This window comes from Sphingorhabdus contaminans (genome assembly GCF_007280415.1).
GTDB classification, from domain to species: Bacteria; Pseudomonadota; Alphaproteobacteria; order Sphingomonadales; family Sphingomonadaceae; genus Sphingorhabdus_B; species Sphingorhabdus_B contaminans.
The window spans coordinates 258,477-283,362 of record NZ_VKKU01000002.1 but is presented as its reverse complement, the minus strand read 5'-3'; the positions used below and the strand labels follow the sequence as shown (position 1 = coordinate 283,362).

The 24,886-nt window shown below is 60.7% G+C and carries 28 protein-coding genes; 11 read left to right on the top strand and 17 right to left on the bottom strand.

Going from position 1 to position 24,886, the window contains the following annotated elements:
• Positions 1 to 28: 28 nt before the first annotated feature.
• The 4 genes from FOM92_RS09565 to FOM92_RS09550 form a co-directional block, all read right to left on the bottom strand.
• The gene (locus FOM92_RS09565) at positions 29 to 241 is read right to left on the bottom strand and encodes a hypothetical protein (RefSeq protein WP_143776656.1); all 213 of its coding nucleotides are present in this window, start codon (positions 239 to 241) and stop codon (positions 29 to 31) included.
• A gap of 59 nt (positions 242 to 300) precedes the next feature.
• Positions 301 to 645: a hypothetical protein gene (locus FOM92_RS09560; protein ID WP_143776655.1), complete on the bottom strand. Its 345-nt coding sequence runs from the start codon at positions 643 to 645 to the stop codon at positions 301 to 303.
• A 644-nt stretch (positions 646 to 1,289) separates the two neighbouring features.
• Positions 1,290 to 1,562: a hypothetical protein gene (locus tag FOM92_RS09555; protein WP_143776654.1), complete on the bottom strand. Its 273-nt coding sequence runs from the start codon at positions 1,560 to 1,562 to the stop codon at positions 1,290 to 1,292.
• A complete protein-coding gene (locus tag FOM92_RS09550) occupies positions 1,559 to 1,765 on the bottom strand; it encodes a hypothetical protein (RefSeq protein ID WP_143776653.1) in 207 nt (68 codons plus the stop codon). The genes FOM92_RS09555 and FOM92_RS09550 overlap by 4 nt, the downstream gene beginning before the upstream one ends.
• Positions 1,766 to 1,885: 120 nt before the next feature.
• On the opposite strand from FOM92_RS09550, the gene FOM92_RS09545 reads away from it, so the two are divergent.
• A complete protein-coding gene (locus tag FOM92_RS09545; protein WP_143776652.1) occupies positions 1,886 to 2,524 on the top strand; it encodes a S24 family peptidase in 639 nt (212 codons plus the stop codon).
• A 40-nt stretch (positions 2,525 to 2,564) separates the two neighbouring features.
• Positions 2,565 to 3,251: an MBL fold metallo-hydrolase gene (locus FOM92_RS09540; protein ID WP_281285595.1), complete on the top strand. Its 687-nt coding sequence runs from the start codon at positions 2,565 to 2,567 to the stop codon at positions 3,249 to 3,251.
• 6 nt (positions 3,252 to 3,257) lie between these two features.
• Here the strand turns inward: FOM92_RS09540 and FOM92_RS09535 are convergent, their stop codons facing one another.
• A complete protein-coding gene (locus FOM92_RS09535; protein WP_170226841.1) occupies positions 3,258 to 3,656 on the bottom strand; it encodes an MAPEG family protein in 399 nt (132 codons plus the stop codon).
• Positions 3,657 to 3,853: 197 nt separating this feature from the next.
• On the opposite strand from FOM92_RS09535, the gene rpmF reads away from it, so the two are divergent.
• The 5 genes from rpmF to FOM92_RS09510 all read left to right on the top strand — a co-directional run bounded on the left by rpmF (position 3,854) and on the right by FOM92_RS09510 (position 6,795).
• On the top strand, positions 3,854 to 4,030 hold the full coding sequence (gene rpmF, locus FOM92_RS09530) for a 50S ribosomal protein L32 (RefSeq protein ID WP_143776651.1): 177 nt from the start codon (positions 3,854 to 3,856) through the stop codon (positions 4,028 to 4,030).
• Between the two features lie 28 nt (positions 4,031 to 4,058).
• A complete protein-coding gene (gene plsX / locus FOM92_RS09525) occupies positions 4,059 to 5,078 on the top strand; it encodes a phosphate acyltransferase PlsX (RefSeq protein WP_143777792.1) in 1,020 nt (339 codons plus the stop codon).
• Entirely contained in the window at positions 5,075 to 6,043 is a 969-nt protein-coding gene (locus tag FOM92_RS09520; protein ID WP_143776650.1) for a beta-ketoacyl-ACP synthase III, read from the top strand. Before plsX ends, FOM92_RS09520 begins: the two co-directional genes overlap by 4 nt.
• A 95-nt stretch (positions 6,044 to 6,138) precedes the next feature.
• Complete coding sequence (locus FOM92_RS09515; RefSeq protein ID WP_143776649.1) at positions 6,139 to 6,429, top strand: integration host factor subunit alpha; 291 nt, start codon at positions 6,139 to 6,141, stop codon at positions 6,427 to 6,429.
• Positions 6,430 to 6,435: 6 nt separating this feature from the next.
• A complete protein-coding gene (locus tag FOM92_RS09510) occupies positions 6,436 to 6,795 on the top strand; it encodes a MerR family transcriptional regulator (RefSeq protein WP_143776648.1) in 360 nt (119 codons plus the stop codon).
• Positions 6,796 to 6,885: 90 nt separating this feature from the next.
• On the opposite strand, the gene FOM92_RS09505 is transcribed toward FOM92_RS09510, so the two are convergent.
• From FOM92_RS09505 to FOM92_RS09495, 3 genes are read right to left on the bottom strand one after another with little or no spacing between them, the layout of a single operon-like run.
• On the bottom strand, positions 6,886 to 7,410 hold the full coding sequence (locus tag FOM92_RS09505) for a GNAT family N-acetyltransferase (RefSeq protein WP_143776647.1): 525 nt from the start codon (positions 7,408 to 7,410) through the stop codon (positions 6,886 to 6,888).
• On the bottom strand, positions 7,407 to 7,952 hold the full coding sequence (locus tag FOM92_RS09500) for a SixA phosphatase family protein (protein ID WP_246087253.1): 546 nt from the start codon (positions 7,950 to 7,952) through the stop codon (positions 7,407 to 7,409). The genes FOM92_RS09505 and FOM92_RS09500 overlap by 4 nt, the downstream gene beginning before the upstream one ends.
• Positions 7,949 to 10,699, bottom strand: coding sequence for an ATP-dependent DNA helicase (locus FOM92_RS09495; RefSeq protein WP_143776645.1), 2,751 nt, complete (start codon positions 10,697 to 10,699; stop codon positions 7,949 to 7,951). Before FOM92_RS09495 ends, FOM92_RS09500 begins: the two co-directional genes overlap by 4 nt.
• A 39-nt stretch (positions 10,700 to 10,738) precedes the next feature.
• On the opposite strand from FOM92_RS09495, the gene FOM92_RS09490 reads away from it, so the two are divergent.
• From FOM92_RS09490 to corA, 4 genes are read left to right on the top strand one after another with little or no spacing between them, the layout of a single operon-like run.
• Positions 10,739 to 12,304: a lysine--tRNA ligase gene (locus FOM92_RS09490; RefSeq protein ID WP_143776643.1), complete on the top strand. Its 1,566-nt coding sequence runs from the start codon at positions 10,739 to 10,741 to the stop codon at positions 12,302 to 12,304.
• On the top strand, positions 12,301 to 12,789 hold the full coding sequence (locus FOM92_RS09485) for a DUF3291 domain-containing protein (RefSeq protein WP_143776640.1): 489 nt from the start codon (positions 12,301 to 12,303) through the stop codon (positions 12,787 to 12,789). Before FOM92_RS09490 ends, FOM92_RS09485 begins: the two co-directional genes overlap by 4 nt.
• Positions 12,786 to 13,307: a DUF1003 domain-containing protein gene (locus FOM92_RS09480; protein WP_143776638.1), complete on the top strand. Its 522-nt coding sequence runs from the start codon at positions 12,786 to 12,788 to the stop codon at positions 13,305 to 13,307. The genes FOM92_RS09485 and FOM92_RS09480 overlap by 4 nt, the downstream gene beginning before the upstream one ends.
• Positions 13,304 to 14,272 (top strand): magnesium/cobalt transporter CorA, encoded by a 969-nt coding sequence (gene corA / locus FOM92_RS09475; protein WP_143776635.1) that lies wholly within the window; start codon positions 13,304 to 13,306, stop codon positions 14,270 to 14,272. Before FOM92_RS09480 ends, corA begins: the two co-directional genes overlap by 4 nt.
• Here the strand turns inward: corA and FOM92_RS09470 are convergent.
• The 9 genes from FOM92_RS09470 to accC form a co-directional block, all read right to left on the bottom strand.
• On the bottom strand, positions 14,250 to 15,308 hold the full coding sequence (locus FOM92_RS09470) for a fatty acid desaturase family protein (protein WP_143776633.1): 1,059 nt from the start codon (positions 15,306 to 15,308) through the stop codon (positions 14,250 to 14,252). The genes corA and FOM92_RS09470 overlap by 23 nt on opposite strands.
• A gap of 60 nt (positions 15,309 to 15,368) precedes the next feature.
• The gene (locus FOM92_RS09465) at positions 15,369 to 16,262 is read right to left on the bottom strand and encodes an alpha/beta hydrolase fold domain-containing protein (protein ID WP_143776631.1); all 894 of its coding nucleotides are present in this window, start codon (positions 16,260 to 16,262) and stop codon (positions 15,369 to 15,371) included.
• A gap of 10 nt (positions 16,263 to 16,272) precedes the next feature.
• On the bottom strand, positions 16,273 to 17,808 hold the full coding sequence (locus tag FOM92_RS09460; RefSeq protein WP_143776630.1) for a hypothetical protein: 1,536 nt from the start codon (positions 17,806 to 17,808) through the stop codon (positions 16,273 to 16,275).
• 44 nt (positions 17,809 to 17,852) lie between these two features.
• On the bottom strand, positions 17,853 to 19,670 hold the full coding sequence (locus FOM92_RS09455; RefSeq protein ID WP_211347386.1) for a DUF885 domain-containing protein: 1,818 nt from the start codon (positions 19,668 to 19,670) through the stop codon (positions 17,853 to 17,855).
• 96 nt (positions 19,671 to 19,766) lie between these two features.
• Entirely contained in the window at positions 19,767 to 20,477 is a 711-nt protein-coding gene (locus FOM92_RS09450) for a prolyl hydroxylase family protein (RefSeq protein WP_143776627.1), read from the bottom strand.
• 12 nt (positions 20,478 to 20,489) lie between these two features.
• A complete protein-coding gene (locus FOM92_RS09445) occupies positions 20,490 to 21,758 on the bottom strand; it encodes a metal-dependent hydrolase family protein (RefSeq protein WP_143776626.1) in 1,269 nt (422 codons plus the stop codon).
• Positions 21,759 to 21,886: 128 nt separating this feature from the next.
• Positions 21,887 to 22,702 carry an RcnB family protein gene (locus tag FOM92_RS09440; RefSeq protein ID WP_246087252.1) on the bottom strand — a complete coding sequence of 272 codons (816 nt, stop codon included), beginning with the start codon at positions 22,700 to 22,702 and terminating at the stop codon, positions 21,887 to 21,889.
• 144 nt (positions 22,703 to 22,846) lie between these two features.
• Positions 22,847 to 23,536: a M15 family metallopeptidase gene (locus FOM92_RS09435; protein WP_170226840.1), complete on the bottom strand. Its 690-nt coding sequence runs from the start codon at positions 23,534 to 23,536 to the stop codon at positions 22,847 to 22,849.
• Positions 23,536 to 24,885, bottom strand: a complete 1,350-nt coding sequence (gene accC, locus FOM92_RS09430) for an acetyl-CoA carboxylase biotin carboxylase subunit (protein ID WP_143776623.1) — start codon at positions 24,883 to 24,885, stop codon at positions 23,536 to 23,538. The genes FOM92_RS09435 and accC overlap by 1 nt, the downstream gene beginning before the upstream one ends.
• Position 24,886 lies beyond the last annotated feature (1 nt).

Sequence of the window (24,886 nt, the reverse complement as noted above, 5' to 3'; positions counted from 1 at the left end):
AGGGCACTCTCGCTCCCCCCGCCGCTCCTCACGCTGCGATGTAGTTGCCCCGGATGCCGTGCGCGGGCGGATGGGTTGTGCGGATTTTTTCGTCAGAAGAAAAAAGAGAAAGAAGGAAAAAAGACAGGTCGAAATGCGATCTGCGTCCCGCCCGTCTTTCTTCTTTCTCTTCTTTCTCTTCTTTCTTCCACTTAATCCTCTGGCACCAAGCTGTGGTCAGGCCTGAGCTGAATGGCCGCATTTAGGGTGCCGGGCGGTAGGCGGGAATGACTGGAATGTTGTGGTTACCTGCCGTTTCAATCAATCCTTGCGTGACAGTCGCATTGCACGATCCTGCTCGCGCGACTGGCATTTTTTTTCGGTTAGCGAGAAAACGACGCCGCTTGCGACGCCGCCAATCAGATAGATGGCAGTCGGGAGCGGGTCAAACCTCACTCCAGTCAAACCGATACCGAAGCCACGCGACCAGTATTCGGGAAGCAGGGCCACAACCAGAGCAATACTGGCCACACCGATCAATACGTTGACTGACAGCTTACATCCCGCACCGCCCGCGCGCGCCAACATCAAGAAGGCGCCGAAGAGGGAGCCATATGTCAGCTTCGCCGCCGGCGAAACCTCGTCCGCCACTTTGAAGGTGTCCAAAAACAGGTTTCCACCGGATGCTAGCGGCGAGAGTGATAGCAGCGCAATCACTAGACTAGGCAGGTAGACCGCTGTCGCCCAAGCCAATACCCACGCTGTGAAGAAGCATTTCGGTGACGTCGGCCGCGCAGATTGCATGGAACTGCTCTATCAAATTTTTCCAACAAGTCGAGGATGCTGACCGGCAGCAACGTTGTCGTGTCCTGATAGTCCGGTTTCGGTTTAGATTCCCAAATGGCAGACATATTCCCCTCTCCCGTTGGGAGAGGTACGCAGTCTTATGGCTTTAGCCATTAGACGGAGTGGAGAGGGGGAGGTCGGGCACGAACCTCGCCGTCGTTGCCCCTCTCCAACTGCGCCTAGGCCTTTCGGCCAAGGCTTCGTATCCTCTCCCCTAAAGGAGAGAGGGGGTGTTCAACTTTAATACAGCCGTCACCCTGGAGCCGAAGGCGTGCAGAGCACAACTCGTTTCACCTTCGGTGACTACGTTCCAGGGTCTTCGTCCAGCGACGTTGAAAACTAAGACCCTGAAACAAGTTGTGCTCTGCACGCCTTCGGCTCCAGGGTGACGGGGCTTTGAAATTCAGGGTCATGGGGTTGGGAAAAAATGCCGCCTTCTTCCTACCAGCGAAAAAACTTTACCCCTACCCCTCCAGCACCAGCAGCAGCACCCGCAATTCCCCGTCCGCCTCCTCCACCGCGATGTCGGCCACGATCTGGCCGGGCAGGGTGAATTCGTGCGCCTCCAGCACCGCCGCGGCCTTTTGCGCGTCGTAAGCGCAGCCGGACGTGGTCGTGAACGTCATCTGGACGCCGGAAAAGGTCAGGCTGAACCACGGCCGTTCCTGCGCCACGCGCCATTGGCCGTCCGGCAGCAGCCGGTCCAGTTCGCGCAGCAGCCGTTTCTGGAATGTCATGCGGGTACATCCTTGCCGCTGTCGAGTTGGGGGGCGTTGGCGGCGATGTAGCGCCGTATTTTTGTCTCCATTTCGGGGCGGAATTCCCGGCCCATGCGCATGTCGAGCACCAGCCGCGGGTCGCGGGCGACAAGGCGGCCCAATTTGGTCGGCGCGATGCCTTTTTCGCGCAGGAAACATTCTACAAGGCGGTTGATGTGCATGGATTCTCCTCCGAGTGCGACCGGGTTTTCCTTGCCCGAATCAAATGGAACAAATATAGAACATTTGTGATAGGAGAAATCCTACAAGTCTAGGAAATTTCCTTCCGATGTGGAGCAAATATGGTTGATGAAGAACCCCGAGCAGTTCTGCATCGCCTGATCATCGAAAGCGGGCAGGACTATGCCCGCCTTTCCAAACTGATCGGGCGAAATGCGGCCTATATTCAGCAATATATCAAACGCGGGACGCCCAAGCGCCTGCCGGAAATCGAGCGCGGAATATTGGCGCGCTTCTTCGGTGTCGAGGAACATTTGCTGGGCGGAATCGCACCTCGCCCCTCGCAGACGGGCATGTGCCTGATTCCCAAGCTGGCCGTCGGCGCGTCGGCCGGACCGGGCGCCATTAACGAGGGGGAGACGCTGGCCGGCAAGATCGGCTTTGACGAAAAATGGCTGCGCAAACAGGGGCTGGACCCGGCCAGCCTGTCGCTGATCCGCGTCGATGGCGATTCCATGGCGCCGACCCTCAATAACGGGGATGATATCATGGTCGACCGGCAGGCCGCCATGTCCGGCCTGCGCGACGGTATCCATGTGATCCGGCTGGACGATGTCCTGATGGTCAAGCGTCTCGCCCTTGGTCCGGCGGGGCGGTTATCGATATTGTCGGATAACCCCGCCTATCCGGACTGGCCCGATGTCAAAGGCTCTGCCGTTTCGGTGATCGGGCGGGTTGTCTGGGCAGGACGGCGACTGTGAAGGCTTGCAAGCCGTCCGCTGCTTCGCCACAGTGGCGGATATGACCACAGTAACTTCCTCCGGCGGCAAGCAGCCGCCCCTGAAAGCCGCCATCATTCCGGTAACGCCCCTGCAGCAGAATTGTACATTATTCTGGTGCACCGAAACCAACAAGGCGGCGCTGGTCGACCCCGGCGGTGATTTGCCCAAGCTGAAGGCTGCGGTGGCGCAAACGGGTGTGGAGCTTGAAAAGCTGCTGGTGACGCACGGGCATCTCGACCATTGTGGTCAGACCGGCATGCTGGCGCAGGAACTGGGCCTGCCGATCGAGGGGCCGCATGAAGAGGACCGTTTCTGGATCGCCCAGCTGGACGACGACGGACCGCGCTGGGGGATGGAGGCGCATACGTTCGAGCCGGACCGCTGGCTGAAGGATGGCGATACGGTAACGGTGGGCAATCTGACGCTCGACGTCATCCACTGCCCCGGGCATACGCCGGGCCATGTGGTATTCTACCACGCGCCCAGCCGTCTGGCGATTGTGGGCGATGTGCTGTTCCAGGGGTCGATAGGCCGCACGGATTTTCCGCGCGGGAACCATGCCGACCTGATCAACGCCATCACGCAGAAGCTATGGCCGCTGGGCGATGATGTGACCTTCATTCCGGGGCATGGCGCGACCAGCCAGTTCGGCTATGAACGCAAGACCAATATGTTCGTCGCCGACGACATATTGGCCGCGCGCTGAATCAGTTTAAAGGACGGTGGCGTAGACCGTCCACAAGGCCCAGCCGGCAAGGCCGAGCAGGGTCAGCATGGTGATCAGCGTACCGACCATCCGCCCCTTACCAAAGGTGCCGCCATCCATGCCGAGGCCGTGGGCGAGACGTCCGACGATATAGGCAATACCGATACCCCAGAGCCAGTTGCTGCTGCCCTGGGTCAGTTCCAGCGCGGCGAGAAGGATCAGGACGAAGGGGGCGCTTTCGACGAAATTGGCGTGCGCGCGCATGCGGCGGATGACAAATTCATTGCCGCCATCACCAATCGAAACACTCTCTTTGGTGCGGGCCTGGCCACAGCGGACCATCAGCCAGAGGTTCACAAAAGCAGCGCCGGCGGCGATGGTCAGTGTAACGGGTAAACTCAGCATCTATACTCTCCCTGTTCGATGCATCCGCTTAACTGCTATCTCTCGGCTTGCAAAGCACAGAAAAAGCGGTATAGCGCGCCGCTCACACGGACATGTGCGGTTTATGAAGGCCGATTCTGGCGATTGCTTGCCACGACCAGCCTTTTGGCCTATCATGCGCCAGAACTTATTGATTTTGAAATGGAACAGGTGCCGAGATGGCTGTCCCCAAGAGAAAAACGACCCCTTCGAAGCGTGGCATGCGCCGCAGCCATGATTCGCTGACTGTAGCAGCTTTTCAGGAATGCCCGAACTGTGGCGAACTGAAGCGTCCGCACCATATGTGCGATGCCTGTGGCCATTATAACGGCCGCGAAGTGGTGGCAGTCGCCTAATCCTTAATCGGGAGAATTGCTGGTGTCGATGAAACCGCGTATCGCCATAGACGCGATGGGCGGCGATGAAGGCGTGCCTGTCATGCTGGCGGGCGCGGCATTGGCACGGCACCGGCACGACAGTTTCAAATTCCTGCTGGTGGGTGACGAACCCACGATCAAGGCCGCGCTCGACAACCATCCCAATTTGCGCGCCGCGTCCGAAATCCTGCATGCCGAAGATGTCGTCACCGGCGACGACAAGGTCAGCCAGGCGCTGCGCAAGGCCAAGACAAGCTCGATGGGCCTCGCGATCAACGCGGTGAAGGAAGGCCATGTCAGTGCCGCCGTCAGCGCGGGCAACACGGGCGCATTGATGGGCATGTCCAAACTGGCCCTGCGCACCATGCCCGGTATCGACCGCCCCGCACTTGCCGCGCTGCTTCCCACATTGAAGGATACCGATGTGGTGGTGCTCGATCTCGGCGCCAACACCGATTGCGATGCGAAGAATCTCGCGCAATTTGCGGTCATGGGCGCTGCCTATTCGCGGATCATCTTCGGCTTTGAACGGCCCAAGGTGCGGTTGCTGAACATCGGCACCGAAGAAATGAAGGGCACGGACGAGCTGCGCGATGCGGCGCAATATCTGCGTGACGCGAGCGGCCTGCACATGGATTTCCAGGGCTTTATCGAAGCCGACAAGATAAATCGAGGCGAATGCGACGTTGTGGTCTGCGACGGTTTTTCGGGCAATATCGCCCTCAAGGCCATTGAAGGGTCGGCCCGCTTTGTGACCGATCTTTTGCGCCGCGCCTTTACCAGTTCGCTGCGGTCCAAATTCGGTTTTCTCGTCTCGCGTCCCGCGACCGAGTTGCTGCGCCACCATCTTGATCCCAACAACCATAATGGTGCGGTGTTCATGGGCCTGAACGGCGTTGTCGTCAAAAGCCACGGCAGCGCGACCAGCAAGGGCGTCGCCAACGCGGTCGAAGTGGCGGCGCGTCTGGTCGAAGAAGATATTACGGCGCGTATCGCGCAGGATCTGGCCCGGGTGCAGATCGGGTGACAGAGACCGCACTTCGCGCCGTGATCAAGGGCACCGGGTCGGCTTTGCCGCGCCACCGCGTGTCCAACGCCGAACTCGCCGCACGGGTCGACACATCGGACGAATGGATTGTCGAGCGTACGGGCATCCGGTTCCGCCACATTGCCGAGCCGGACGAAACAACCGCATCCCTTGCCACGCTCGCCTCGCGCAACGCGCTGGATGCGGCGGGGATGACGGCAGCGGACATCGACCTTATCATTCTGGCGACGGCAACACCGGACCAGACATTTCCCGCATCGGCGACCATTGTGCAGCATGCGCTTGGCTGCAATGGCGGGGTGGCATTCGATGTGGCGGCGGTATGCTCGGGCTTTCTTTATGCCTTTTCGGTTGCCGAAAGCATGATCCGCGCAGGATCGGCGAAAAATGCGCTGGTCATCGGCGCCGAAACCTTCAGCCGCATCCTCGACTGGGAAGACCGCACGACCTGCGTATTGTTCGGCGACGGGGCAGGCGCCATCGTGCTGAGTGCCGAGGTGGGGACACGCGGTGCACTGGCCACACGGCTGCACGCCGATGGCCAGCATAATGAGCTTCTCTACGTCGATGGCGGACCGTCGACGACAGGGACCGTCGGCAAACTGCGCATGAAGGGCCGCGAGGTTTTCCGCCATGCGGTGACCAATCTTGCCAATGTGATGCATGAAACGCTCGAAGCCGCCGACCTTTCGCCGTCCGATGTCGACTGGGTCGTGCCGCACCAGGCCAATGCGCGCATCATCGATGCGACCGCAAAGAAGCTGGGCCTCGATCCGGACAAGGTCGTCCTGACGGTTGACCAGCATGCCAATACATCCGCCGCTTCGGTTCCGCTCGCGCTGGATGTCGCCGTGCGGGACGGACGGATCAAGCCCGATGATATCGTCGTGCTCGAAGCCATGGGCGGCGGCTTTACATGGGGCGCCTCCGTCGTCCGGATGTAGGACATTTTTTCGACGATCGTCGTTTTACATCACCATATTTTTGTTATATAACTGTTGCTTCTCAACAGACGGGTCGCACGTCGGGAGACGGTACAATGGCAGATGCAGGTACATTGACGCGCGCAGATTTGGCCGAAGTGCTTAACAGACAGGTTGGTCTGTCTCGCACGGATGCTGCGGCGATGATTGAATCGATTCTCGGTCATATGACGGCCGCATTGCTCGATGGTGAGAATGTCAAAATCTCCGGCTTCGGCACCTTTGTCCTGCGCGACAAGAGCGAGCGTATCGGACGCAACCCCAAGACCGGAATCGAAGTGCCGATTACCCCGCGCCGCGTGCTGACCTTCCGCGCCAGCCAGGGTATGCGGCAAAAGGTCAAGTAAAGCGCCATGACGGAAAAGTCTGCGGACGCCTTTCGCACCATTGGTGAAATGGCCGAGGCACTGGGCGTACGCACCCATATATTGCGCTATTGGGAAGAACAGTTCCCGATGCTGAAACCCCTGACCCGCGCCGGCGGACGCCGCCTGTACCGGCCGGAGGATGTGGCATTGCTGCACACCATCCACCGTTTGCTGCACAGCGAAGGCTATACGATCAAGGGCGCGCGGAAGTTCCTGACATCCGGCGGCGCAAAAGCCGCGCCTGCACCCGTGGCCGCACCCGCACCCGCCGCGGGCATTTCCGTCGACCTGTCCGCCCTGCGCGCCGTCCGCGACCGTCTGAACGCCGCGTTACAGGCGGCCTGAGGCCCCTCTCCAACTTCGCCTAGGCCTGTCGGCCAAGGCTCCGTATCCTCTCCCCATGGGAGAGGGGGACACCGGCCAACCCTCCAAATCTCACCCCGCGAGATCCTTCGCATACACCCTGTCCTGGAACGCCACATCGCCGACCATGAACACGGTTTCGCCAATATGGACGAACCCCGCCCGTTCATAAAAGGCAACCGCGCGGGTGTTGCTTTCGTAGACGGCGAGCAGCAGGCGCTGGGCCCCGCGGTCGCGGGCGACCTGAATTGCCCGGGCCATCAGGTCCCGGCCATTGCCGCCGCCCTGCCAGGGGCCGAGTAGGTAAAAGCGTTTCAGTTCCCAATCCCCCTCCCGCTGGTACTGCGGATGTTCCGGGGACAGGAGAAGGGCATAGCCCACCGGCGCACCCAGCGGCGTTTCGCCGAGTATGATATCGACATCGTCACGCGCCAGCTTCGCCGCATAATAATCTGCGCTGTGCTCGGCATCGAGATGTTCGATCAGCGGCTTGCCCGGATGGTCGAAGGCAAAGGTCGAAAGGAAGGTCGCCGCGCCCAGATAGGCGAGCGCCGCGGCATCGTCAGGTCCGGCCTTGCGCCAGAATATCGGCGTCATTCGTCCTCGGGCCCCAGTTCGGCATCAAGGTCGCGGGGGCGGATGAAGTGGGTCAGCTTCCCGCATTTGCGGTCGATATCGGCCCAGCTATCAATGTCGAGTTCCATCCGAGCAATCGCGGCGGTGGGGTATTTTTCCCACACCAGATCGCGCAAGGGCGAGCTGCCGTCGTCGGGGACGATGTCGAAAACCAGATCCTCCATCCCCGGATTATGCCCGACCATCAGCACTTCCTTATGCTCGTCCGACTGGTCGCGCAGCACATCCATCAGCGTGGCGGAGGAGGCGAGGTAGATCCGCCGGTCCCATGTCGGGTCGATCCGCTCGCCCGTGCCTTTGACGAACTGGTCGATAGTATCGATGACGCGGACGGCGGGGCTGGCGACGACATGGTCGAATGTCAGGCCATTGTCCTTGACCCATTTGCCCATCGTCACCGCCGCCTTTTCACCGCGCTTGTTCAGGGGCCGGTCGAAATCGCGGGGAATCGTGTCGTCCCAGCTCGATTTGGCATGGCGGAACAGGGTCAGGGTCAGCGTCAAATCGGATTACCTTCTTGCAGGGTGTTTGCATCGTCCTGCCGGATATTTGTGACGGGGGAAAGACCTGATTTTATCGCCGCAACCGCCTGTTCCAATGTGACGCGCCTAATGCTGGTTCCCGCAGGAAAGGCGGTCAGCAGCCGAGAGGGCACGGCCGAGGACAGCAGCACGAAATGCCCCTTGTCGCCTGCGCTGCGGATCAGCCGGCCGAAGGCCTGCGCCAGCTTTGCGCGGATGATGCGGTCGTCATAATCGGTGCCGCCATAGGACAGCCGCCGCGCGCGGTGCAAAATGTCGGGACGGGGCCAGGGGACCTGTTCCATGACCACCAGACGCAGCGACGCGCCGGGCACGTCCACCCCGTCGCGCAAGGCATCGGTGCCCAAAAGGCTGGCGTGCGGATCGTCGCGGAAAATATCGACCAGCGTGCCGGTATCGATGGGGTCGATATGCTGCGCATAAAGCGGCAGGCCATCGCGCGCCAGCCGGTCGGCAATCCGCGCATAGGTCGACCGCAGCCGCCGGATTGCGGTGAACAGGCCGAGCGCCCCGCCACCCGACGCACCGATCAGCGCGGCATAGGCCCCCGCAAGCGCCGCCATATCCCCGCGTTTTATATCGGTAACGATCAGCACCTCGGCCTGCGCGGCATAGTCAAAGGGGCTGGTCGCGCTGAAATGTTCAGCCGCGTGGTCCAGATGTACCGCGCCGGTCCGCGCCTCGGCATTGGCCCAGTCGCCGCCGCTGCGCAATGTGGCCGAAGTCGCCAGCACGCCGTGACTGGGTTTCAGGACGATTTCGGCCACCGGCTTCATCGGGTCGAGCCAATGGCGGTGCATCCCGATATCCATGTCGCGCCCTTCGAAACGGTCGATGGCGAGCCAGTCGACAAAATCCGCATCAACAGGGCCAACCGCCCGCGCCAGCATCGAAATCCACGCCCGCACGGTATCGATGCGCCAGCCAAGGCTTGCCATCGCGCCTTCGACCCGCGCCCGTGCGCCGCCGTCCAGCCATTCGGGCGGATCGGCAATCATCGCCTCCAGCCGCGCGCCCAGCAAGGTCAGCGGCCGCGCCAGCGCCTCCAGCGCGACCTGTGTGTCGGCAACGGCATCGACAACCGCAGGCGGCGGATCGGCCAGTTCGGTTTCCAGACCATAGCCGCTTTCGGCAAGGTTGCTCTCGTCGCGGGCGAACACCATCGTCCGGATGGCGTGCAGCAGCCGCTCGACCGGCCCGGACGGCACCCCTTCGGCAACACGGCCCAGCCAGCCATCGCCGGGCAGGGCTTCGGCCGCGATACGGGCCATCTCGATCGCAAGGCCCCCTTCCTCGTCATAGGATGCAACATCGGCGAGCCGCGCCGCCAGCCCGCGCCTGCGTCCCCGCGCCTTGCCCTCGGGGCCGATAACCCAGCGGCGCAATTCAACCGTTTCCTGTCCGGTCAGTGCGGCGGCGAACATCGAATCGGCGGCGTCAAACAGATGATGCCCTTCGTCAAAGATGATCCGCGTCGGGCGGCTGACCTCGTCACGCCCGCGTGCGGCGTTGACCATCATCAGCGCATGGTTGGCGATGACGATATCCGCCTGTACCGATGCGCGTGCCGCCCGTTCGATGAAGCATTTCTTGTAATGGGGGCATCCGGCATAGATGCACTCGCCCCGCCGGTCGGTCAGTGCCGTCGAGCCATTGCGGCGGAACAATGTCGTCAGCCAGCCGGGCAGGTCGCCGCCGATCATGTCGCCGTCGCTCGTATAGGCGGCCCAGCGTGCCACCAGATGCGCCAAAGTCGCCGCACGACCGGCAAAGCCACCTTGCAAGGCATCTTCCAGATTCAGCAGGCACAGATAATTTTCGCGGCCCTTTCGGACCACCACCTTTTGCCTGAAGGTTTCGGGGTCGGGGTAGATCCGCCGCGCTTCGCGCACCAGTTGCCGTTGCAAGGCCTTGGTAAAGGTCGAAATCCACACCGCGCCATCGGCATTGCGTGCCCAGAGCGATGCAGGCGCAAGATAGCCGAGCGTCTTGCCGATCCCGGTTCCGGCCTCGGCCAGGACCATATTGGGTTCGCCCTTGCGCGCACGGGGCGCAAAGATCCGGGCGGCGGCCTGCGCAAAATCGCGCTGCCCCTGCCGTGTTTCGGCGCCGTTGCCGACAAGGGACGCCAGTTGCGTCTGCACCGCATCGGGATCCAGCGTGACCACACGCGGCGGGGTGCGCGGTGCTGCCTCCTCCCATTCGGGCAGCCGCGCGAACAGCCAGCGTTCCGGCTTTTCGGGCTTGGCGAGATGGCGCAGCACGATATTCGCCCATGGCCATCGGACGCGCATCAACGCCTGCGCACTGTCCCACGCCCCCTCGCGTTCGGGCCATGCGGGGTCGGCCAATGTGGCAAGAAGCCTTTGCGTCGCGGCAAGAAGGAGATGCGGCACCTTCTGGTCGCTCCACACCCCATCCTCAGCGTCCGCCTTTATACCCAAAACGGTCGCCAGCCCCTTGGCCGTCGGCACCACAAAACGCGCCGGATGCACAAAGGCGAACAGTTCCAGCACATCCAGACCCGACAAATCCGCATAGCCCAGCCGCTGCGCCACCAGCGGCGCGTTAAGCATGACCATCGGCGTTTCCGCCGCCCGCCCGACAGCTTCGCCCTTGCCCACGGTGCGCACTTCGCCATCGGGAGTCGCCATCCAGATACCGGCATGGCTTGCATGCAGCGCTGGAAAGGTTAGGGGGGATTGCATAAGCGCAAGAGTGGCGCAAACAGAACGAAAGAGCAACACGTGACTGACCTCCGCGAGATCGCAAGCCAATCCAAAGCCTGGCCTTATGAAGAGGCGCGGCGGCTTTTGAAACGCTATCCGCAGGGAAAGCCGGGCGGTGTGCCTTTGGTGTTTGAATGCGGCTATGGTCCGTCTGGCCTGCCGCATATCGGCACCTTTAACGAGGTGCTGCGCACGACGATGGTGCGCAATGCCTTTGCCACGCTGTCCGATGCGCCGACGCGGCTGATCGAATTTTCGGACGATATGGACGGCTTGCGCAAGGTGCCCGACAATGTGCCGAACCAGGCGATGCTGGCCGAACATCTTGGCAAGCCCTTGTCGCGGATACCCGATCCGTTCGAAAAATATGACAGCTTCGCGGCGCATAACAATGCGATGCTGCGCGAATTTCTGGACCAGTTCGGGTTCGAATATGAATTTATCTCGTCGGCCAGCAAATATGAAAGCGGTGCCTTTGACGAGGCGCTGAAAAATGTCCTGCGCCATTATCAGGCGATCATGGACATCATGCTGCCGACGCTGCGCAAGGAACGCGCCGCCACCTATTCGCCGGTCCTTCCGATCAGTGAAAAGAGCGGCATTGTCCTGCAGGTGCCGGTCGAGGTGGTCGATGCCGAGGCGGGCCTGATTGCCTTTGACGATGAAGGCGAACGGGTCACCCAATCCATCCTGAGCGGCAAGGCAAAGCTGCAGTGGAAGGTCGACTGGGCGATGCGCTGGGTTGCGCTGGGCATTGATTATGAAATGTATGGCAAGGACCTGACCGACAGCGGCGTGCAGTCGGGCAAGATCGCCCGCGTGCTCGGCGGCCGTCCGCCCGAAAGCCTGATTTACGAGATGTTCCTCGATGAAAAGGGCGAGAAGATTTCCAAGTCCAAGGGCAATGGCCTCGCGCTCGAAGACTGGCTGAAATACGGGACGGAAAACAGCGTGGCCTTCTATGCCTATCGCGAGCCCAAAAGCGCGAAGCAACTGCATCTGGGTGTCGTGCCCAAGGCGGTGGACGAATATTTCCAGTTCCGCAGTGCCTGGCATGAACAGCCGATTGAAAAGCGGCTCGGCAACCCTGTGCACCATATCCACAATGGCAATGTGCCGACCGGCCAGCCGCCTGTTACCTTTGGCCTGCTGTTGAATCTGGTCGGGGTCATGGGTGCGGGTGCCACCGAGGATCAGGTATGGGCCTATCTTGGCAATTATGCCGAAGGTGCGAACGCCGAAAACTCGCCCGAGCTGGCCGAGCTGATCCCGATCGCGCTTGCCTATAACCGTGATTTTGTTGCACCGACCCTGCACAAGCGCAAGCCCGAGGGCGTGGAAATCGCGGCCTTGCAGACGCTCGACGCGCGGCTGGCGGCGCTGCCCGCGGATACGAGCGCGGAAGATATCCAGAATATCGTCTACGAAATCGGCAAGGAAGGCGGATTTGAAAATCTGCGCGACTGGTTCAAGGCGCTGTACGAAACGCTGCTCGGCTCCAGCGCGGGGCCGCGCATGGGCAGCTTCATCGCGCTTTACGGCATTGTCAACAGCCGTGCCCTGATTGCGGAGGCGCTTGCATGAGCGGATATCATATCGCGCAAATCAACATCGCCCGTTTCACCCTGCCCAAGGACGACCCTGCAAATGCGGGGTTTATGGATGCCCTCGACGGCGTCAACGCGCTGGCGGATGCCGCGCCCGGCTTTATCTGGCGGCTGGTGGGCGAGGGGAATGACGCGATAGATATTGATGCGGTGCCCGATGATCCCCGTCTTGCGGTCAACATGTCGGTGTGGACCGATGTCGCGGCCCTGGGCGCATTTGTCTACCGCAACCCCGAACATCTGGCGATCATGCGCCGGCGCCGCGAATGGCTGGAACAAATGGCCGTTTACCAGGCCTTGTGGTGGGTGCCGGTGGGGCACATTCCGACCGTGGCCGAAGGTTTGGCAAAGATCGCCTTGCTGGCCCAGCAGGGCCCCACGCCCGACGCATTCACCTTCAAACAGACCTTTGCCGCACCCGATGGCATGGCGGCATCGCCTGTTCTGGATGAATGCGCATGACGACGCCGCGGACCGTTGACGATCTGGCGCTGGAGCTGCTTGGCAAATCCAGCGATGCCCTGTCGGCGGCGGAACGGCGTGTGCTGGAACGTATCCACAAACGCGAAACGACGCAGGACATAGGCGTCGTCCACGAAGAGAGCGCGACCTTTGGGGAGCGCCTGTCGGACCATGTGGCGGCGGTCGGCGGCAGTTGGGGGTTCATCATCGCCTTCACCATCGTCCTGTTCGGCTGGATGATCCTGAATTCGCAAATTTTGAACCGGCTGGGGATGGCGTTTGATCCCTATCCCTTCATCTTCCTGAACCTGATGCTCTCGACCCTTGCGGCGGTGCAGGCTCCGATCATCATGATGAGCCAGAACCGGCAGGCGGACAAGGACCGCAACGCGGCCGCGCATGACTATGAAGTCAATTTGCGGGCGGAGCTGGAAATCCTGCGGCTGCATGAAAAGGTCAACCATCTGATCGAACAGGTCAGCGCCTTGAAACGGCCCGACGAGGAGCAGCCCCGTTGAGCGTGATCGCCGCCCGTCTGTACCGCGACGGCAAAGTTCTGACCGAGATCGATCTTGCGAAGCCCATCCCCCATGTCGAAAAGCCGGGCGATTTCATCTGGATCGGCCTGCACGAACCCGATGACGGGACGGTAAAGCGGGTTCAGGAGCATTTCGGGCTGCACCCGCTGGCGGTCGAGGATGCGCTGGACCCCCGCCATTTGCCCAAGATGGAACCCTATGGCGACCATCTGTTTCTCGTCGCGCGCACGGCGCATCTGAAGGGCGACCGGATCGAATATGGCAACACCGCCATCTTTGTCGGGCGGCAGTTCATTGTCACCGTGCGTCATGGGTCGGACCGGGCGCATACCCCCTTGCGCGCGCAACTGGAGGCGACGCCCTGGTTGCTGAAGCATGGTCCCGACTATGTCCTGCACGCGATACTGGATTTCGTTGTCGACGGTTATTTCCCGGTGGTGGACGAGCTGGAAGAAAAAGTGCTGGCGATGGAAGACCATGCGGTGGAAAGCTTCCTCAACCGTTCGGAAACCGCGCGCCTGTTTACCCTGCGCCGCGAGCTGTTCCGCCTGCACCGCATATTGGGCCCGATGGAGGACCTGGCGAGCCAGTTCCTCAACCTCCACCTGCCGCAGATTGATGTGGATATACATCCCTATTTCCGCGACCTGCTCGACCATATCCGGCGGGTCATGTACCGTGTGGCGGGGCTGCGTGATACGCTGACATCTGTTATCGAAACGAGCGGCCTTCTGGAACAGCAGCGGCAGGGCGCGATTACGCGGCAACTGGCGGCGTGGGCCGCGATCCTTGCGGTGCCGACGGCGATTGCCGGCATTTACGGCATGAATTTCGACATCATGCCCGAACTGCGCTGGGAATATGGCTATTATGCCGTCGTTGGCGTGATGGCGACCATCTGCCTCACGCTCTACATCCGGTTCAAACGGGCTGGCTGGCTGTAACTTTGCGCAGGACAGACCGGTAATCGAGTTCGATTGTCATCCGGTGATGGTAATTCCCCTCGCCCAGCAGGGCATGGGCCAAGGGCAGGCTGTAACAGGGCACGCCCATGAACAGATGGTGCTCGCTGTGGAAATTGACCCAATAGGGCGCAACGGTCGTGCGTTCGATCAGCCCTGCATAGGTGGTGCGCGCATGGGAAAAGGGATCTTCGCTGCCCGTGGTGGTGCAGGCATGTTCGGCGATGTTGCGTATCCGCAGGAATAGCTGGAACGTCGTTGCCAGCGCGACGAGCCAAAGCACAAAGGGCAACCATCCCCAGAAGAGCAGAGAGACCCCGAGCAATATAAGCTGGATAGCCAGGAAACGGCCTACGGTGCGCGCGGTTGTCTTGGCGCCGTCAATATTGGCCACAGGCGCGTCAATGCCCGACCGGCTCTGTAGGTTCAGCATCCGCCCCGCGCTCGTGTCGCGCTTGGCCGCGGCGTCCCCGCTTTCGTTCCGCCAAATGGCCTTCACCCCGCGCCATGCGGCGGCGAACTGGTGGCTACGCTGCTTGAAAAAGGTCTGGCCTGTCAGGTCGCGAATGGCCTTGCGCCGCAGGCTGGCCGGGCTGGTGGGGAAGGGCGCGGACAGCGACAGGTCGGGATCCTCGGGCTGCTGCGTGAATTTGTGGTGCGTCAGATGATAGGCACGATAGGCGTGAAGGTCGCTGCCGGTCGCTGCGCCGGTCAGCCATTGGCCCAGAAAATTGTTCATCTTGCGATCGGGATGGAGCAAACCGTGCGCGCCCTCATGCATCAATATGGCAAGGCCCAGTTGGCGGCCGCCCAGAACAGCCAGCGCCACCGGCGTTGCGATAAGGCCGGCAATCCAGCTCCATTGCCATGCCGCGGCCGCGCCAAAGGCGGCGAGGGCCACTACCGCCCATGCATGCGCGATCAGCCAGACCCCGCGCCAGGGCGAGACCGCCGTGATGCGCATCCATTTTTCCGCCCCGAAAATCTGGCGGGGATTTGCGGCTTTTACCGCGGGCATGGGAACTCTCCACTTCTCATGGTCCGATCATAGCGCAAAAGCGGGAGGCGTCCAAATCCGCTACGTTACCGCGCTTGCGGAAAAGGCGGCCATCTCGGCCTGTGCGGCGCGCGATTCGCGGAATGTGAAAATCGGCCAGTCGTGCAGCATCCCGGCAAGCTCGCGGTAGACGACGGCAGGATGCCGTGCCTTCAGCGCACGGGCGTCGGTGACCAGCAGGTCGTCGCCGCCCCCAAAGGCGAGGATCGGGGGAAGCCCGTCCCAATTGCCGAAGAGCGGGCTGCACCGCGAATCGTTGATGGGCAGGTCTGCCGCATAGACACGCCCTGCGTCGGTTATACCGCTGATGGTCAGGATACCGTCGCGCGGCTCGATCTGCGCCTGTTCGGGATGCACGGGGTCAAGGTTGAGCCAGGGGCAGATCAGGATCAGCGCCTGTGCCGCTGCGGGGCCCCCGTCTCGGGACGATTGGGCGACCGCCGCCGTAAGCCCGCCACCTGCGGAATCACCGCCCATGACATAGGGCTTGCCGTTCAACCCCTCGACATAGCTGCGGGTGAAATCCATCGCCCATTGCGTGGTCGCTTGCGCATTGCTTTCGGGTGCCAAAGGATAAAGCGGTGCCGTCACGGACCAACCGTGCACCTTTGCCATATGCGCCAGAAAGTCCCAATGCACAGCCGCTGCGGGATAGATATATCCGCCGCCATGCCAAAAGAGGATGTGGGCCGTGGGTTCACGGTCCTTGGGGGCAAGGGTCCAGATGGTTTGGCCGCCAAACTCTGTTTGCGCAACATTCAGGCTGCCGCGCGCCTTGGCGCTTGGCGCAGGCGTCGGCTGGGCGCGGGATTTTGCGATATTTTCCTGAAATTGCGGGCCGCCTGTAAACAGCTTGCGGTAGATGCCCGTCGTGCGCAGCACAACAGCGGCTATTCGTGCGATCATACTCGGCATGGCGCTCTCCCTATTTCCCGCTGCTGGCGGGGGCTGGCGGTTGCGCCGCCGCCAGTTGCGCTTCGTATTTCTCCTTGATTTCGGCAAGGAGCGGGATGGCGGGATTGTCTTCGCTGCGGTTGTGCGGATCGTTGGCCAGCGGCATCAGCGTCCGATAGGCGCCGCCGAAATTTTCTTCATCCATCAATTGCTGCACCACTTGCCAGCGCACGGCCTGGTCATAGGGTGCAAGCTGCAACGCCCGTTCCAGCCCGTGCGCGGCAACTTCGCTAATGTCCTTCCCGGACATTTGCAGGCTGCGGTAATAATAGATGAGCGGAATAGGGTGATCGGTCTCGATCTTGTTCAAAGCCGTGACGGCGCGGGTCACTTTCTTCCAGGCTGCATCGGCATTTGTTGCATTTTCGGCAAGACGCGACAGCGCATAGATTTTCTGCACATGGGCGTTCACCAAAGTGGGCGCAGCGAGCAGGGCCTTGTCGGCGGCGGCGAGTGCTGCGGTATAATTGCCCGCATCATGTTCTGCCTCGGCAAGGGCGGCAAGGATCGCGGGATCATCCGGATATTTTGCGGCAACCGCCTGCGCCTTGGGAAGCAGGACTTTGGCGGATTCCGCATCCACGCCGCGCTTGGATTCCAGAATGACCGGCATCATGGCGCTTTCGGCTTCGCTGAGCTTGCGGATCGTAATCGGCCCGACGGCCAGCTTGTCTGCCGCGATGGGCAGATAGCGCATCTTGCCCTTGTTCAGATAGGCTTTCAGTTCCTTGTCCAGAACTTTGAGGTCACCGAAGGCGGTCTGCGCCGCGTCCCACTCGGTCGCCCCATTGGCGAGGGCCGCGCGGTATTTGGTCAACTGCCCCGGACGGGTGCCCGACATTTGCAGATAATGGTAAAGCAGCCAGCTGCGCCCGTAAAATTCGTCATACCCTTTGACCTTGCGGTTTTCGTAGGTTGCAGAATCCAGCAGCGCCTCGATGGGGACGTCGACGGCATAGTTCAATTCCGCCGCGCGGTGGTTTGCGGGCAGACCTATGCCCATACCGCCATCCTTTTCAAAACGGACGGTGGAAAAAAACTCGGCAAAGCCTTCGCTGTACCAGCGCGGCGTGGCCCATTCACTCGCGCCATGCATGACATGATGGGCATATTCGTGGAAAAGGGTTTGTTCGCTTTGCGAAATATAGGAGCCGTCGGTATCCACACGCGATGCAAAGGCGACCGATCCGCCGGCACGGGGTGAATAGAAACCCTGCAGCCAGCCGCTCTTGTCTCCGGCAAGTTTTTGCACCTGCCCGGCGCTGCGGACGATAAAAATGGTAACGCGGTTGGACGGGCTCGGTTTTTCGCTTGGCCGCTTCAAAATCCCCAGCAGACCGCTGTGGTAGCGTTCGAGACGTTCGGTAAATTCGCGGACATCCTTTTCCTTCTGGTCGGCAATGACGAGGAAATGGTCGCTGCTGGCTTCATGCCATTCGGCCCGGGCGGTAGCGGGCAGAAAAAGTGCCCATAAACAGAATAAACCAACCGCAATCCGAGTCTTCATAAGCCCCCCACCACATGTGCTGTGATGGGGGGAGCTTATTGTCTTTATTTGGACGCTGCAATCCAGTCGTCGATTTTCTTTTCAAGCACCGCCAAAGGCAGGGCGCCGGTGTTTAGCACCTGGTTGTGGAATTCGCGCACGTCGAATTTCGCACCCAGCGCCTTCTTCGCCTTGTCCTTCAGACGAAGGATGGTGATCGCGCCGATCTTGTAGGCCAGGGCCTGCGACGGAATGGCGATGTAACGCTCGACCTCGGCTGTGGCGTCGGTTTTGCCCATGTCGCTGTTGGCGAGCATATAGTCGATCGCCTGTTCGCGGGTCCAACCCTTACTGTGCAGGCCGGTGTCGACCACCAGACGCATGGCGCGCAGCATTTCGTCCGACAGGGTGCCGAAGCGCTGATAGGGGTCCTTAAACAGTCCCATATCATAGCCCAGCGTTTCGGCATAAAGCGCCCAGCCTTCGACATAGGCCGTGTTGCCACCAAAGCGCATGAAGGCGGGAAGCGCTTCATTTTCCTGTGCGATGCTGATCTGGAAATGGTGCCCCGGTGCGCCTTCGTGCAGGTACAGCGTGGTCATGCCCGGCGTGGTGCGGCTGGGCAGGTCATAGGCGTTGAAATAGAAGGTGCCCGGACGCGAACCGTCGGGCGTACCGTTCTGGTAGCTGCCGCCGGCTTCGTATTTTTCGCGAAACTCTTCATAGGGTTTGATTTCGAGCGGCGCCTTGGGAAGATATTTGAACTGGGTCGAAATCAGGCTGTCGACCTTTTTCCCGATGTCATAATAGCCTTGGGTCAGGCTTTCCCGGCTGGTCGGCTTGAATTTCGGGTCGGTGCGCAGATGCTCGAAAAATTCGGGCAGCGTGCCTTTGAAACCGACCTCATTCTTGATCTTTTCCATGCCGGTCTTGATCCGTGCCACTTCGGACAGGCCGAGCTTGTGGATCTCGTCCGCCTTGAGCGGCAGGGTCGTCGTCTGCTCGATCTGGTACTGGTACAGCATCTCGCCGCCCTTCATCGCCGACAGGCCGACCTGCTCGCGTGCCAGCGGCAGATAGCTGTCGCGCAGGAAGTCGCGCAGACGGGTGTTGGCGGGGTAGAGCCCCTTTTCGATGATGTCGCGATATTCGGCGGTCAGGCGCGCCTTGTCGGCATCGCTGAAGCCTTCGGGGAATTTCTTCACCGGACCAAAATAGGGGGATTCTTCGGTGGACTGGGCCAATTGGGTATTCAACTGGTCAATGACGTTCGTGATCGTCAATTTGGTTTCAAATACGCCCGACGCCATGCCCTGACGGAACCGGTCAATCGAACGGTCCATCAGCACGATGAATTCCTTGTGGCGTTTCAGGTTGTTTTCATAATCCTGGACCGTTTTGAACGGCGCCGCGCCCTGGCCGCTGGCAAAGGTCGGATAGAAAGTGTGGAAGCCGAAGAAATGGTTCAGCGGACGGACCACGGTCAGGTCCATGATTTCCTTCGACAGACCCTTGAGCGCGTCAACCTGGCTCTGCTTGAACACATCATAGGCGATCTTGTCCGTGGCGTTCAGTTTTTCGCGGTCGATCGTTTTCAGATTTTCGAGATTGGCCTCGGCAGCCTTTCGTTCATTGGCAAAATACTCGTCGCTGATGAAATCGCCGAAGCGGTCGGCATAGCGCATGTCGCCGCGGAACAGGGCGTTGAGCGGATTGCGCTTCAGGCTGCCTTCATCATCGGCGGCGAATAAAGCGGCCAGACGCTGGCCTTCGGTCTGCGTGGTCGCAGCGGCAGGTGCAGTCTGGGCGACGGCGGCCGTAGCAAAAGGTGCCGTCAGCGCGGCCCCTGCAAGCAAGATGAGTTTCAGTGATTTCACAAGCATTTCTCCATAAACATTGGTGCCGCCGACGGCAGCCCGCAATGGCTTTTCTTTTCGGCCAACGGCTTCAAGCCGCAAACATTATTCGACAGACAGCAATTAGCTGTCTTTGGGGGTATTGATTTCCAGCCAGTTATTCTGCCGGTACCATTTGGTGATGACATGCTTCACGCCCTTGATGACCGGCGTGCCGGTGTGGAGCGTCTTGTAATTCAGCGTGCCGTCAAGGTTCATATTGTTCCACATCAGCATCATGCCCGTCTGCGGACGGACACCCAGACCCAGATGCGGAAACTCGGTCGCGCCACCTTCTTCGGGTTCGTTGAGGAAGATCATCGCGGTCCAGCTGCGCTGCCCGCCCGAGGGGCCTTCCTGCTCCCAATAGCTCTGGCTGGGGTGGAAGAAATCATGATGCGCCTTGAATTCCTGCCCGACCTGATAACGCTGCCCCTGCATTGTTTCGGCATAGTCATTCTCGATGCCGAGCACGTCGCTCATCCGCGCCTCGACCTTGGCGACAAAGGCGTCCCAGCGGTTCAGGTGGCAGCTATAGCTGGTCCGGAAACCCGCCTGTTCCGTGCCTTTGTACAGCGTTGACGGGACAGCATCGGCGTCGATTTTCTGGACGAGCGTCTTGCAGTCGGCCTTGCTCAAAAAACCCTGGTACAGATAAAGCTGCGCATCGGGATGCTCGACCTGCTGCACCAGCGGGTTGGCGTTCAGCCGCTTGGTGACATGCGCGCCGATCCGGGCAAGCTTTGCCGGATCATTATTGGCGTCGAACTTTTTGGCGGGCGTTTCTGCAAGCATATCGGGTCCGAATCAGGGAACGATGCGGCCTCTTACCATGACCCATGACGGCTTTTCGAGTGTCGTGATATTGGTAAGCGGATTTTCGCTGACGGCGACCAGGTCGGCGGAATAGCCGACCGCGATTCGGCCAATTTCATTTTCCATGCCCAAAGTTTTCGCCGCAACGGTCGTGGCACTCGCCAATGCTTCGGCCGGTGTCAGGCCCGCCTTTACCAGCAGGGCGAATTCGCTGCCATTGCTGCCATGTTCGAACACGCCGGCATCGGTGCCAAAGGCCACGGTCACGCCCATCGCCTTGGCGCGTGTAACCTGCCGACCTGCAGCCTCCAGCGCCTGCCGCGCCTTTACCTCTACAGTCGGTGTGTAGATGCCTTTGCCGATCCGCGCGCGCACTCCTTCCAGTGCCATCAGCGTGGGAACCAGCACGGTGCCCTTGGCCTTCATGACCTTCAGGGCTGCTTCATCGGCAAAGGTGCCATGGTCAATGGTATCGATGCCTGCCGCTGCCGCCGCTTCGATGCCGCGTGCGCCATGGGCGTGGGCCATGACCTTCAGGCCCAGTGAATGGGCAGTGTCGGCGATGGATTTCATTTCCGCATCGGTGAAATGCGCTTCCAGCCCGCGGCCCTGTTGCGACAGAACGCCGCCGGTTGCCGTAATCTTGATGACATCGGCACCCAGTCGCGATGCCTTGCGCACCTTCTCCGCACATTCGACCGGGCCGGTGCAGGTATAACCGGTATCGAGCGCGGCGAGCACATCCTTGCGGAAGCCGGTGACATCGCCATGGCCGCCCACGATCGATAGTGCAGGTCCGGCCGCGACAATGCGCGGTCCGACAATCTTGCCCTCTGCCGTGCCCCGGCGCAGGACGAATGCGGTGTTCTGGGCCGATCCTGCCTCACGCACGGTGGTAAATCCGGCCTTCACGGTCAGCGCGGCATTCTTGACGCCCATGACCACGCCCCATTCGTCAGGGTCCACCGCTTCGTCGCGGAAATCCCCGCCGGGGTCGCCGGTCAGGTGGACATGCAGGTCGATAAAGCCGGGCACGACGGTCAAATTGGACAGATCGACAACGACGTCGGCCTTATATGGGATGTTTGTTCCGCGATTGATTTCCTTGATACGGCCATCTTCGACCATGATGACAGCCGGGCCGGTTGGCCCCGTCGCCGCGTCGGGGATCAGGTTGCCGACGAGGAGCGCCTGCGTCTCGGCCAGAGCAGGTGTCGCGGCGGCCAGTGCGATGCTGGCCAGAAGCATGGAACGGAACATAATTCTCTCCCTCTTTTACAGGAGGGAGATTGGGCAGCTTGGCGTTATCTTACAAGAAAAAAATCGGGCAAAAAAAAGACCCGGACGTCTGGGACGCCCGGGTTCTTCTTTTTCTTGCGACCGGCTTCTTACCAGAAGAAGTCGTAGATGACGTCGACGACGCGGCCGGACCGTAAGTCGACCAGCAGGACATCGTCATAATAACGCACCCAGCGATAGGGGCCATAGGCCGGCGGCAGGCGGTAATAGGACGGATCGTTGATCCAGTAACGTTCGCCAAAATAGCCCGAACCTATGGTGATGCCGATGCCGAAGCGCCGGTAGCTATGGCCGCGATACGGCGCGTAATAGCGTCCCGGGCGATAATAGTTGCGGTACCGGTCGCGATGGCCGCGCCAATCGTAACGACGGTCGTTGCGCCAGCTATGGTTCCAGCGGTTGCCCCGGTAATCATTGTCACGGCCCCAGTTACGGTTGCCATAATTCTGTCCGCTGCGGTCAATGCTGCCTTCGCGGCCACGGTTCCAGTTGCGCTGCCGGTCATCATCGTCGCGGTCACGCTGTTGGTAGCCGCCCGGTTGATAGCCGCCCGGCTGGTAACCACCCTGGTTTCCACCGTTGCGGCGATTGAACCTGTCGTCATTGCGACGTTCCTGCGCCCAATTGCGCGGTGCGCGTTGAGGTTGCGGCGCTTCCTCGCGTGCCTGTGGCGGTGCGTCCTGCTGGGTGCGCCAGCCCTGATTGCCACCGCGCTGCCCGTCGCCACCGCGACGCCGTTCGCCCCTGCGTCCGTCGCCATCGCGGCCTTCGCCACGCTGGAACGATGCTTCATCCTGCAATTGCAGGGCATTGCGTCCGGTGTCGACCGGAAGTGTTGCCGCCTGAGCAACAACAGGCGTCATCACCGTTGCGGCGGCCAGTGTTGCCAAAATAATCTTCTTCATGATCATTCCCCGATGCGGGCGCCCAATGCCCCGACATGAGTGGTTAATGGCCGAGTCGTTGTGAAGCGTGGCTGAACCCGCAGTTCATGTTCATGAAAGGAAGCCTTTTGATGAACAGAATTGCGCGAATGATCCAAAGGACCTTCACCCCACCTTGTCGAACGGAATGTCCAGCACCGGAAATTTCTCCCACCCCGTAAAGTCGAAATGCCACCATTCGTTGGACAGGCCGACAAAGCCCTCGGCCTCCAGATAGCGTTCCAGGCGGGCGCGGTTTTCAAGCGCCACGGCACTCGCGCCCATATAGTCGCGGTGCGCTTTTTCCGAAAAATCGTCAAAGCCGGTCGGCATTTCGACCAGCTTGCCCGTGGCCAGATCGTGCAGGCTGAGGTCAACCGCGCATCCCCGATTATGCTTCGACCCCCGCTTCGGGTTCGCGACATAGTCTTTCTTGGGACCAACAGGCGTTGCATCCCAAAGCTTCTTCGTCACGCGCCAGGGGCGATAGGCGTCGAAGATGGTGAGGCCAAAGCCCTCGGCCCGGGCAACGCGGCTGGCGCGGACGACCGCTTCGGCCGCAGGTGCGGTCAGGAAAGCGCGTGCCTCGCTATATAAAACGGTGCCGGTGAAATTATTCGTCGTCGCATAGCGCATATCGAGGCGGATGCTGGGATCGAGCTTTACCAGTTCAACCAGACGGCCTGTGTCGGTCGCCGCCAGCGACTTCGCCTGTTTTGCGGGAATGAAGGCAACATCCTTGTCCGGCCGGGCAGGGGCGCATCCGGCGAGTGGCGCAAGAGCCAGCCCCAGCGCCACCTGCCGGCGGGAAAGCATTAGCTGGCGTCCTTCGCCAGCCATTCTTCAAGCCATTTGATGGTGTAATTGCCGTTCTGGAAATCGGGATCTTCCAGAAGTTTCTGGTGCAAAGGAATGGTTGTCTTCATCCCCTCGATCACAAATTCACCCAAGGCGCGCCGTAACCGCATCAGACAGCCTTCGCGCGTCTGGCCATATACGATCAGCTTGGCGATCATGCTGTCATAATAAGGCGGCACCTTATAACCATGATACAGCCCGCTATCGACCCGGACATAAAGCCCGCCCGGCGGGTGGTACCAGCTGACCGTGCCGGGTGAGGGCATGAAGGTCACAGGGTCTTCGGCGTTGATGCGGCATTCGACCGCATGGCCTGTAAAGGTCACTTCATCCTGCGTGAACGAAAGCGGCTTGCCTTCGGCCACACGGATTTGTTCGCGGACAAGGTCGAGGCCGGTGATCATCTCGGTCACGGGATGTTCGACCTGCAAACGGGTGTTCATCTCGATGAAGTAGAATTCGCCATTTTCCCACAGAAACTCGATGGTACCTGCGCCGCGATAGCCCATGTCGGCCATGGCCTTGGCGCAGATATTGCCCATACGGTCACGTTCGGCCGTGGACAGCACCGGCGAGGGCGCTTCTTCAAGAACCTTCTGGTGACGGCGCTGCAGCGAACAGTCGCGCTCGCCCAGATGAACGGCATTACCATTGCCATCGCCAAATACCTGGAATTCGATATGGCGCGGGTTGCCCAGATATTTTTCAAGATAGACGGTCGCATCGCCAAAGGCGGCCTTCGCCTCTGACCCTGCCTGCTGCATCTGGCTTTCCAGCTCTTCCTCGCTGTTCACCACTTTCATGCCGCGTCCGCCACCGCCGGATGCGGCCTTGATAATCACGGGATAACCGATGTCGCGCGCAATCGCTTTGGCCTCGGCCACATCCTCGATTGCGCCGTCGCTGCCCGGAACGAGCGGCAGGCCAAGGGCACCTGCGGAACGCTTCGCCTCGACTTTGTCGCCCATGGTGCGGATATGTTCGGGCTTGGGGCCGATCCATTTGATGTCGTGGCTTTCCACGATTTCCGCAAATTGCGCATTTTCGGATAAAAAGCCGTAGCCGGGATGGATCGCATCCGCATGGCTGATTTCCGCCGCCGAAATAATCGCCGGAATGTTCAAATAGCTGTCCGTGGCCGAAGGCGGTCCGATGCAGATGGCTTCATCGGCAAGGCGGACATGCATGGCGTCGGCATCGGCTGTCGAATGGACAGCGACCGTTTTAATTCCCATTTCATGCGCGGCACGATGGATGCGAAGCGCAATCTCGCCACGGTTGGCGATCAGGATTTTCTCAATACCCATA

Excerpts from the sequence above, each read along its gene's own strand:
- FOM92_RS09450 (WP_143776627.1), bottom strand. The coding sequence starts at position 20,477 with ATGCTTGCAGAAACGCCCGCCAAAAAGTTCGACGCCAATAATGATCCG.
- FOM92_RS09440 (WP_246087252.1), bottom strand. The coding sequence starts at position 22,702 with ATGAAGAAGATTATTTTGGCAACACTGGCCGCCGCAACGGTGATGACG.
- accC (WP_143776623.1), bottom strand. The coding sequence starts at position 24,885 with ATGGGTATTGAGAAAATCCTGATCGCCAACCGTGGCGAGATTGCGCTT.
- FOM92_RS09460 (WP_143776630.1), bottom strand. The coding sequence starts at position 17,808 with ATGAAGACTCGGATTGCGGTTGGTTTATTCTGTTTATGGGCACTTTTT.
- FOM92_RS09495 (WP_143776645.1), bottom strand. The coding sequence starts at position 10,699 with ATGCAATCCCCCCTAACCTTTCCAGCGCTGCATGCAAGCCATGCCGGT.
- FOM92_RS09485 (WP_143776640.1), top strand. The coding sequence starts at position 12,301 with ATGAGCGGATATCATATCGCGCAAATCAACATCGCCCGTTTCACCCTG.
- FOM92_RS09545 (WP_143776652.1), top strand. The coding sequence starts at position 1,886 with ATGGTTGATGAAGAACCCCGAGCAGTTCTGCATCGCCTGATCATCGAA.
- FOM92_RS09515 (WP_143776649.1), top strand. The coding sequence starts at position 6,139 with ATGGCAGATGCAGGTACATTGACGCGCGCAGATTTGGCCGAAGTGCTT.
- FOM92_RS09555 (WP_143776654.1), bottom strand. The coding sequence starts at position 1,562 with ATGACATTCCAGAAACGGCTGCTGCGCGAACTGGACCGGCTGCTGCCG.
- FOM92_RS09550 (WP_143776653.1), bottom strand. The coding sequence starts at position 1,765 with ATGCACATCAACCGCCTTGTAGAATGTTTCCTGCGCGAAAAAGGCATC.
- FOM92_RS09565 (WP_143776656.1), bottom strand. The coding sequence starts at position 241 with ATGCGGCCATTCAGCTCAGGCCTGACCACAGCTTGGTGCCAGAGGATT.
- FOM92_RS09535 (WP_170226841.1), bottom strand. The coding sequence starts at position 3,656 with ATGCTGAGTTTACCCGTTACACTGACCATCGCCGCCGGCGCTGCTTTT.
- FOM92_RS09470 (WP_143776633.1), bottom strand. The coding sequence starts at position 15,308 with ATGCCCGCGGTAAAAGCCGCAAATCCCCGCCAGATTTTCGGGGCGGAA.
- FOM92_RS09480 (WP_143776638.1), top strand. The coding sequence starts at position 12,786 with ATGACGACGCCGCGGACCGTTGACGATCTGGCGCTGGAGCTGCTTGGC.
- FOM92_RS09455 (WP_211347386.1), bottom strand. The coding sequence starts at position 19,670 with ATGCTTGTGAAATCACTGAAACTCATCTTGCTTGCAGGGGCCGCGCTG.
- rpmF (WP_143776651.1), top strand. The coding sequence starts at position 3,854 with ATGGCTGTCCCCAAGAGAAAAACGACCCCTTCGAAGCGTGGCATGCGC.
- FOM92_RS09445 (WP_143776626.1), bottom strand. The coding sequence starts at position 21,758 with ATGTTCCGTTCCATGCTTCTGGCCAGCATCGCACTGGCCGCCGCGACA.
- FOM92_RS09510 (WP_143776648.1), top strand. The coding sequence starts at position 6,436 with ATGACGGAAAAGTCTGCGGACGCCTTTCGCACCATTGGTGAAATGGCC.
- FOM92_RS09465 (WP_143776631.1), bottom strand. The coding sequence starts at position 16,262 with ATGCCGAGTATGATCGCACGAATAGCCGCTGTTGTGCTGCGCACGACG.
- FOM92_RS09505 (WP_143776647.1), bottom strand. The coding sequence starts at position 7,410 with ATGACGCCGATATTCTGGCGCAAGGCCGGACCTGACGATGCCGCGGCG.
- FOM92_RS09540 (WP_281285595.1), top strand. The coding sequence starts at position 2,565 with ATGACCACAGTAACTTCCTCCGGCGGCAAGCAGCCGCCCCTGAAAGCC.
- FOM92_RS09435 (WP_170226840.1), bottom strand. The coding sequence starts at position 23,536 with ATGCTTTCCCGCCGGCAGGTGGCGCTGGGGCTGGCTCTTGCGCCACTC.
- plsX (WP_143777792.1), top strand. The coding sequence starts at position 4,059 with ATGAAACCGCGTATCGCCATAGACGCGATGGGCGGCGATGAAGGCGTG.